The organism is Bartonella acomydis (assembly GCF_039543025.1).
GTDB lineage: Bacteria > Pseudomonadota > Alphaproteobacteria > Rhizobiales > Rhizobiaceae > Bartonella > Bartonella acomydis.
The window spans coordinates 1-5,947 of record NZ_BAABIY010000089.1 but is presented as its reverse complement, the minus strand read 5'-3'; the positions used below and the strand labels follow the sequence as shown (position 1 = coordinate 5,947).

Genomic DNA, 5,947 nt, shown 5'->3' with positions numbered 1-5,947 from the left:
GCCAAATATACTTAAAATCTTAACAGTTCTTACAGATTTTGGAGATTCAGAGCTACCGCATAGCATGGATTCTTTGTTGCGTGCTTATGAACCGGATTGTGATAACCCCATTAAAAAGGTTGCTTAAGGTAAATATGCCCCCTCCTCGTTTTCAAAATGGGGAGGTGGTTAAACCCTACATTCAAATTTATTGATTTTGGCAAATTCGTCTGCTTTTTCAGTTTGCAATATACTAACGTCATAAGCAGCTTGCATATTAAGCCAAAATTCAGCAGTAGTATCAAAAAAATAGGCTAATCTTAGTGCGGTATCGGGAGTCACTGGACTATTTTCAGCAACAATACGTTCTATTCTCGTGCGTGGAACATTTAATGCTTTGGCAAGGGCATAAGCAGAGAGAGCATATTCTTTTAAATATTCCTCCCGTAAAATTTCTCCGGGGTGTATTGCAATATAATTTTTTATCTCAAGCCTCCTATAAATCAATGATAATCTAAAACTTTAACTTCATTTGCCATGCGACAAAGGTATTGGGACTTGTTCTCCATTATGGAGCATATCCCCAACGACTTCTGAAACAAGGTCCATAATACTTTTTAAAGCTTTTTTTCTTGAACATCTAACCATGAAAGGGAAGGAAATTCTGCACACAAACCAACATATTCTTCATCTTTTGGGGACCAAAAAACACGATACGTATAATGATTATTGTTCATGTTTTAACTCTATCTTTTCTATTGTCCTCTATAAAGGACATACTAACCACGATGACTTTTTCGTAAATCTCGTTCAATCAGATGCCTAACATAGCGTGTGTAAGGAATAGCTTGTTTTTTCGCTTTTTCCTTTAAAGCTTTCATAAGCGCTTGAGGCAAGCGAATGTTGATAGAAGCTTCTTTAGGTAAGAATTCGAAATGAACGGGCTTAAAACCCGTTAAGTCATAATCTGTAAGATCGGCAGTATCAACAAAGTTTTCTGCTTCTTCATCTGTCTTGAAAACAGGTATCTGTTTTAATTTAGAGGTTTTCATAAAAATCAATCTCCTTTTGGTGCATATAACGGGCGCTAACAGGACGCACAAACAGTTCGTTTTTTATCATTCTTAAGGTAAAAACTAAAAAAATATATCTTTCGTTATAACTTCTACCAATAGCTCTGAAACGCTCTTCTTTAACATTTGGGTCGTTCTTTATGACCAGATTTCCAGGTTCGGTGAATAAATACTCAATTTCTTTTTTAGAAACTCCATGTTTAGCACATTTGGGCCAGTTACCTTCATCCCAGTTTATGCCATGAATTTTGATATTTATTGTCACAACGAATGTATATCAAAATGTATCCACAAATACAATAAAAATAATTAAATATCAATTTGTTCGAATAGGAGCCTTTATGCATCCGCGCGAAACGATAAGAGAAACATTTGTTGGGTTGATAAAAACAGCCAAAACAACAGCTGGTGATAATGTTTTCAATATGCGTGACTTCAATTTATTTATTGAAGCAATGCCGGCCATTAATATCTCAACGCAAAACGAAACAATCGAAGATGGGCATGATTTTGGCTTAAGGCGGCGCATCTTAACAGTGGATGTTGAATGTTATAGCACACAAGAAAACGGAGCATCCTTCGTTGATCAATTAGCATGGCAAGTTGAGAAGATTTTCTATGCCAATCCCAATCTTAACAACACTGTTGAGACATGCCGCTTGCAAAATATTGCTTTTGCCTTTGGCGATAACGGGGCGCTAGCGCTCCATGGTGCAATTTTAACCTTTGAAGTCACTTACGTGACCAATATCCCCTCCCCTCATGAAGGAAATGAAACCACAGGAATTGTTGAACCTCTTGTCGGTTTTAAACCAGAAACCGGTGTGGAAAACGAAGAAAAATACGTAAAAATTGAGGCTGCTTCATGTTAGAGCGACGCGATAAAGAGATCACGGATTTAAAAAGACGTGTGGCCAATATGGTGGTGGTTGGAAAAATTAGCCATGTCGACCATAAAAATGCACGCTATCGTGTAAAGAGTGGCAATCTTGTCAGTGACTGGATTCCAGATACACAAGCCCGCGCCGGTAAAACCTGTTCTTATGAAGGGCGTGATGTTGGAGAGCAAGTTGTTGTCGTCTCTTCCTCTGGCGATTTATCACAAGGGATAATTGTTGGTTCACTTCACACCGATGCGAACCAAGCCGCCGATAAAGGCAATATCCATAAAACGCTTTATCCTGATGGCACTACCGTTGAATATGATGATAAACAAAATAGCTATACCCTTAATCTCACATCTGGAGGAAAGTTTAGTCTCACGATTTCTGATGGCGTATCGATAAAAGGAGATGGCAAGAAATTAGAACTGCAAGCACCAGAAGGTATCAAAATTACCGCACAAGGTGATCTGAATTTAAACGCAGAAAAAGCCATTGCCCTAAAAGCAGGTGGGGGAATTTCACTCCATTGTGATGATGGCATTGCTCTTCATTCTAGTGACTTAAAGCATAATGGCACCAACATTGGAAACAGCCACGTTCACGGAGGTGTTACCCCTGGTGGTTCTATGACAGGAGGTCCAAATTGAACAGTGGAATGGATCGCACAACAGGAAAGCCGCTCTCTGGTATTGATCATTTGCGCCAATCGATTCTTGATATTTTATCAACGCGCATTGGCACACGGGTGATGCGACGCAATTATGGTTCACGTGTTGGAGAACTTATTGATGCACCAGCCAATAACGCCTTTGCCGTTGCCCTGTATGCCGCCGTTGCCGAGGCTTTAGACAAATGGGAACCACGTTTTAAACTGAAAAAAATTGATTTTAAAAGGGGTGATGATGGAAAAGTATCCTTATCCTTTGCTGGCATTTACTTACCATCAGGCAAGCCCACTACCATGGAAGGATTATTGATACAATGAAGAACCTTGCCAATCCCGAAATCATCTCAGAACTTTCCTTTGAAGAAATCCGCGCAGCAAATATTGAACATTTAAAAGAACTCTTGCCCAGCTATACCTTTTTAGAAAGTGACCCTGCTTTAAAAATCATTGAGGCTTTTAGCTATCGAGAGCTTCTTTTAAGACAACGCATTAACGAAGCAGCACGCAACAATATTCTTGATTTTGCAAAAGAGGAAGCTCTTGATGCTTTGGGAAATTGGCATGGTGTTCAACGAATGGACGGTGAGAGCGATGAGAGATACCGCGAACGCATAAGACTTCATACTCGCAGTGGCAAAGGTAGTGGAACAGAACCTTACTACAAATTTATTGCTTTATCCGCAGATAACCGTGTGAAGGATGCCATTATTTATCGAAAGGGGAAAAAACCAACCATTCATGTTGCTATTTTTGGCAACAATGAAGAAGAAACAGCAAGCCAAGACTTGCTAGACAAAGTCTCACAAGCCCTTCACGATAAGAATGTCATCATGACCAATGATACTATTCTTGTGCATGCGGCTGTTGCAAAAGTTGTAGACTTGACAGCAGATGTTTGGCTGTTACCAGAAACAGCACTCACGGTTTTAACCCAAATGGAAGCCAACTTACGCACCGCTTGGAAACAAGAACAAGCACTTGGGCGCGAATTAAGCCTCTCGTGGTGGATTTCAAAACTGATGATCCCTGGTGTGCAAAAAGTCATTGCTGTTGAACCTACAACGGATAATGCTGTTTCCGATGAGGAAGTATTATCCATTGGCAAGGTTACCTTAAACTTTAAAGGGCGGGCGCGCTAATGGGTGGTACTTTACTCCCAACAAATGCAACGGAATTTGAAAGGTGCCTTGCTGATGTTTGCGATTTTCATCAAGATGTTGATGGTTCTGTTTTGGGGATTTCACGCTCTAAACTGATCACACGCCCTCCCCGCTTCTTGCCGTGGCTGATTGAAGAATATGGGCTTGGTGAACTCACACCTTATGTTCCAAACCTTTATGATCTTCTTGATCAGGGAATTGAATGGCAGCGGATACGTGGCTCTGTAGCTGCAATTGATATGGGGCTTGAATGGCTTGGACTTTCTGCACAATTCACACCCGCGTGGTCAGAGCGTACGTGGTGGAATTCCTTTCAACTTGAATTTGACCGATTGCCTGAACAGAACTCTCTTGAGGCAATTGAAGCCATTGTCGACCTTTCTAAAAGCTTGCGCTCTGATTTTCGCCGTGGTGTCACTGGTTATGATGTGGGGGCTATGGAAGCCAATATGTCGAAGCTTGATGACAGTATGCTCGATTTTGAGAGCGGCATCCGCGTAACAGCTGGAGACACACTGTTTTCCTTTGGGCGCACAACAGAAATCAATCACGTTCTCACAAAAGAAGAAGGCACATTGATTGGTAATTGGATTGATGATGGTGACGAAGAGTTAAGTTGGGATCAAATTGATTATCCATGGGAGTTGGCAAATTTTCCATGGTGTTCGGTCAAAAAGCATGAACGCGATATATTGATGGCGGAATGGTTCCAAAACCGCACACTTTATTTGGCTTTAAGAGATCCAGACAATGCTCTAATTGGCTATCGCAGATGCTATGCTGTAGCGCCTGTTGAACAAGCTTTAGAGGGTGTTTACAGCCATTGTGGCAACAGATTTAAGCCCTCGAAAACTGGCACCATGCTGTTTCTTGCCGCCCGTACAGATTTTCGGGATGTTGAAGACAAACAAGCCGCCTCTATTTCCCTCCTCGTTCATGGCACTCCAGCAGAGCAGACACCTCCTGGCAAACTTTGGTGTGACGCTGGTGAACTAAAGGGTGGTGTGGAGATCCTTAAAACACCAATCAATATTCCTTTGCGTGCTGATGTTCGCGAACAATTCAAGATTTTATTGAGGTTTTAATATGAAGCATGAAAGTGGCTTACCCTTTGCAATTGATCGCTCTCGCGGCAAAGATGAACAACAAAGCGTTGTGTTTTATGGACAGCGCCCTTTTCTTCAAGCGGGTGAACTCAACGAGGTTCAAACCATCATAAGGGGACGACATAACCGTTTGGGGCGCCTTGTGGCACAAGAAGGAGACCGTGTTGAACGGGCTGACGCCTTTGTCAATAAAGATAAGCAAACCGTCACTTTAACAGAGGGTAAAATTTATATCGCCGGCGATATCTTTCCTGTCTCAAATGCCGTCTTAGAGAATGTTTCCATGGTTGGAAGGATGGAAATCGGTGTGAAGCTTCAAAAAAGCTGGGTGACATATGAAGATGATCCAGAGCTCTTGGGGCAAGTTCCGGGATCTTTAGCAGAAGGAGAGGGAGGTGCCGCCCGTGAGGTGGCAAAACTTGTCTGGGCTCTCAAAGATGATAGGAAGCAAGGAACATTTTACCCCGTTTACATTTTACAAGATGGTGTTCTCATTGATCAAAAATCACCCTCACTGCTTGAACCAGCCATGCAAGCTATTGCAACCTATGACCGCGCCCATGGGCATTATATTGTCAATGGTTGCCGTGTCACAGCTTTGGGACAAGAGGGACAAAAGCAAGTGTTCAGTATTCAAGAGGGAGAAGCCAATATCAATGGCTTTAAACGCAAACGCTTAGCGGCTTTGCGCCATGAAGAACAAGAAGACTCTTCGACAAGCGAAGTTCCTAGCGAAACCCATATTTTCGCGCCCCTAAAAGGCAAAACAAGCTTTACCTTTAAAACCTATTACGCTCCCATTGCCGATGTTCATTCCATTTTATTGACGAAAGAAAAAACCGTTCATATCACCCGCGGAGCTATTGCATCTGGGCGTGATGGCGTTCCTGATAAAAGTATCACGGCTTTTCTTAAAATTGTGCAAGGAGGTAAGGAATTTAAAGAAGGTAGAGATTTTAAAAAGACCGGAGATACCATTGATTGGGCACCTGTGGGCGATGAACCGTTACCGGGAAGCAGCTATATGGTGACTTACCGTTACCGCGCAAGCGTGCAGGCTGATAAAGTGACAGCGCAA

The 5,947-nt window shown here is 42.2% G+C and carries 8 protein-coding genes and 1 pseudogene; 6 read left to right on the top strand and 3 right to left on the bottom strand.

From position 1 onward, the window contains the following. Positions 1–168 precede the first annotated feature (168 nt). From ABD909_RS07315 to ABD909_RS07305, 3 genes are all read right to left on the bottom strand, one after another. Positions 169–465, bottom strand: coding sequence for a HigA family addiction module antitoxin (locus tag ABD909_RS07315; RefSeq protein WP_004861504.1), 297 nt, complete (start codon positions 463–465; stop codon positions 169–171). 293 nt (positions 466–758) lie between these two features. Continuing rightward, positions 759–1,031, bottom strand: a complete 273-nt coding sequence (locus tag ABD909_RS07310; protein WP_241436204.1) for a CopG family antitoxin — start codon at positions 1,029–1,031, stop codon at positions 759–761. After that, a complete protein-coding gene (locus tag ABD909_RS07305; protein WP_345097280.1) occupies positions 1,018–1,317 on the bottom strand; it encodes a BrnT family toxin in 300 nt (99 codons plus the stop codon). The genes ABD909_RS07310 and ABD909_RS07305 overlap by 14 nt, the downstream gene beginning before the upstream one ends. 76 nt (positions 1,318–1,393) lie before the next feature. Between ABD909_RS07305 and ABD909_RS07300 the strand changes: the two are divergent. The 6 genes and pseudogenes from ABD909_RS07300 to ABD909_RS07275 all read left to right on the top strand — a co-directional run. Beyond that, positions 1,394–1,937 (top strand): annotated as a pseudogene (locus tag ABD909_RS07300) (hypothetical protein). Further along, positions 1,918–2,583 (top strand): phage baseplate assembly protein V, encoded by a 666-nt coding sequence (locus ABD909_RS07295; RefSeq protein ID WP_345097278.1) that lies wholly within the window; start codon positions 1,918–1,920, stop codon positions 2,581–2,583. The pseudogene ABD909_RS07300 and the gene ABD909_RS07295 overlap by 20 nt, the downstream one beginning before the upstream one ends. After that, a complete protein-coding gene (locus ABD909_RS07290; protein WP_345097277.1) occupies positions 2,580–2,921 on the top strand; it encodes a GPW/gp25 family protein in 342 nt (113 codons plus the stop codon). The genes ABD909_RS07295 and ABD909_RS07290 overlap by 4 nt, the downstream gene beginning before the upstream one ends. Continuing rightward, entirely contained in the window at positions 2,918–3,742 is an 825-nt protein-coding gene (locus ABD909_RS07285; RefSeq protein WP_345097276.1) for a baseplate J/gp47 family protein, read from the top strand. The genes ABD909_RS07290 and ABD909_RS07285 overlap by 4 nt, the downstream gene beginning before the upstream one ends. Next, entirely contained in the window at positions 3,742–4,848 is a 1,107-nt protein-coding gene (locus tag ABD909_RS07280; protein ID WP_345097275.1) for a phage tail protein, read from the top strand. The genes ABD909_RS07285 and ABD909_RS07280 overlap by 1 nt, the downstream gene beginning before the upstream one ends. 1 nt (position 4,849) lies before the next feature. Further along, positions 4,850–5,947 (top strand): DUF4815 domain-containing protein (locus ABD909_RS07275; protein ID WP_345097274.1); only part of this gene is annotated, 1,098 nt, incomplete at its 3' end.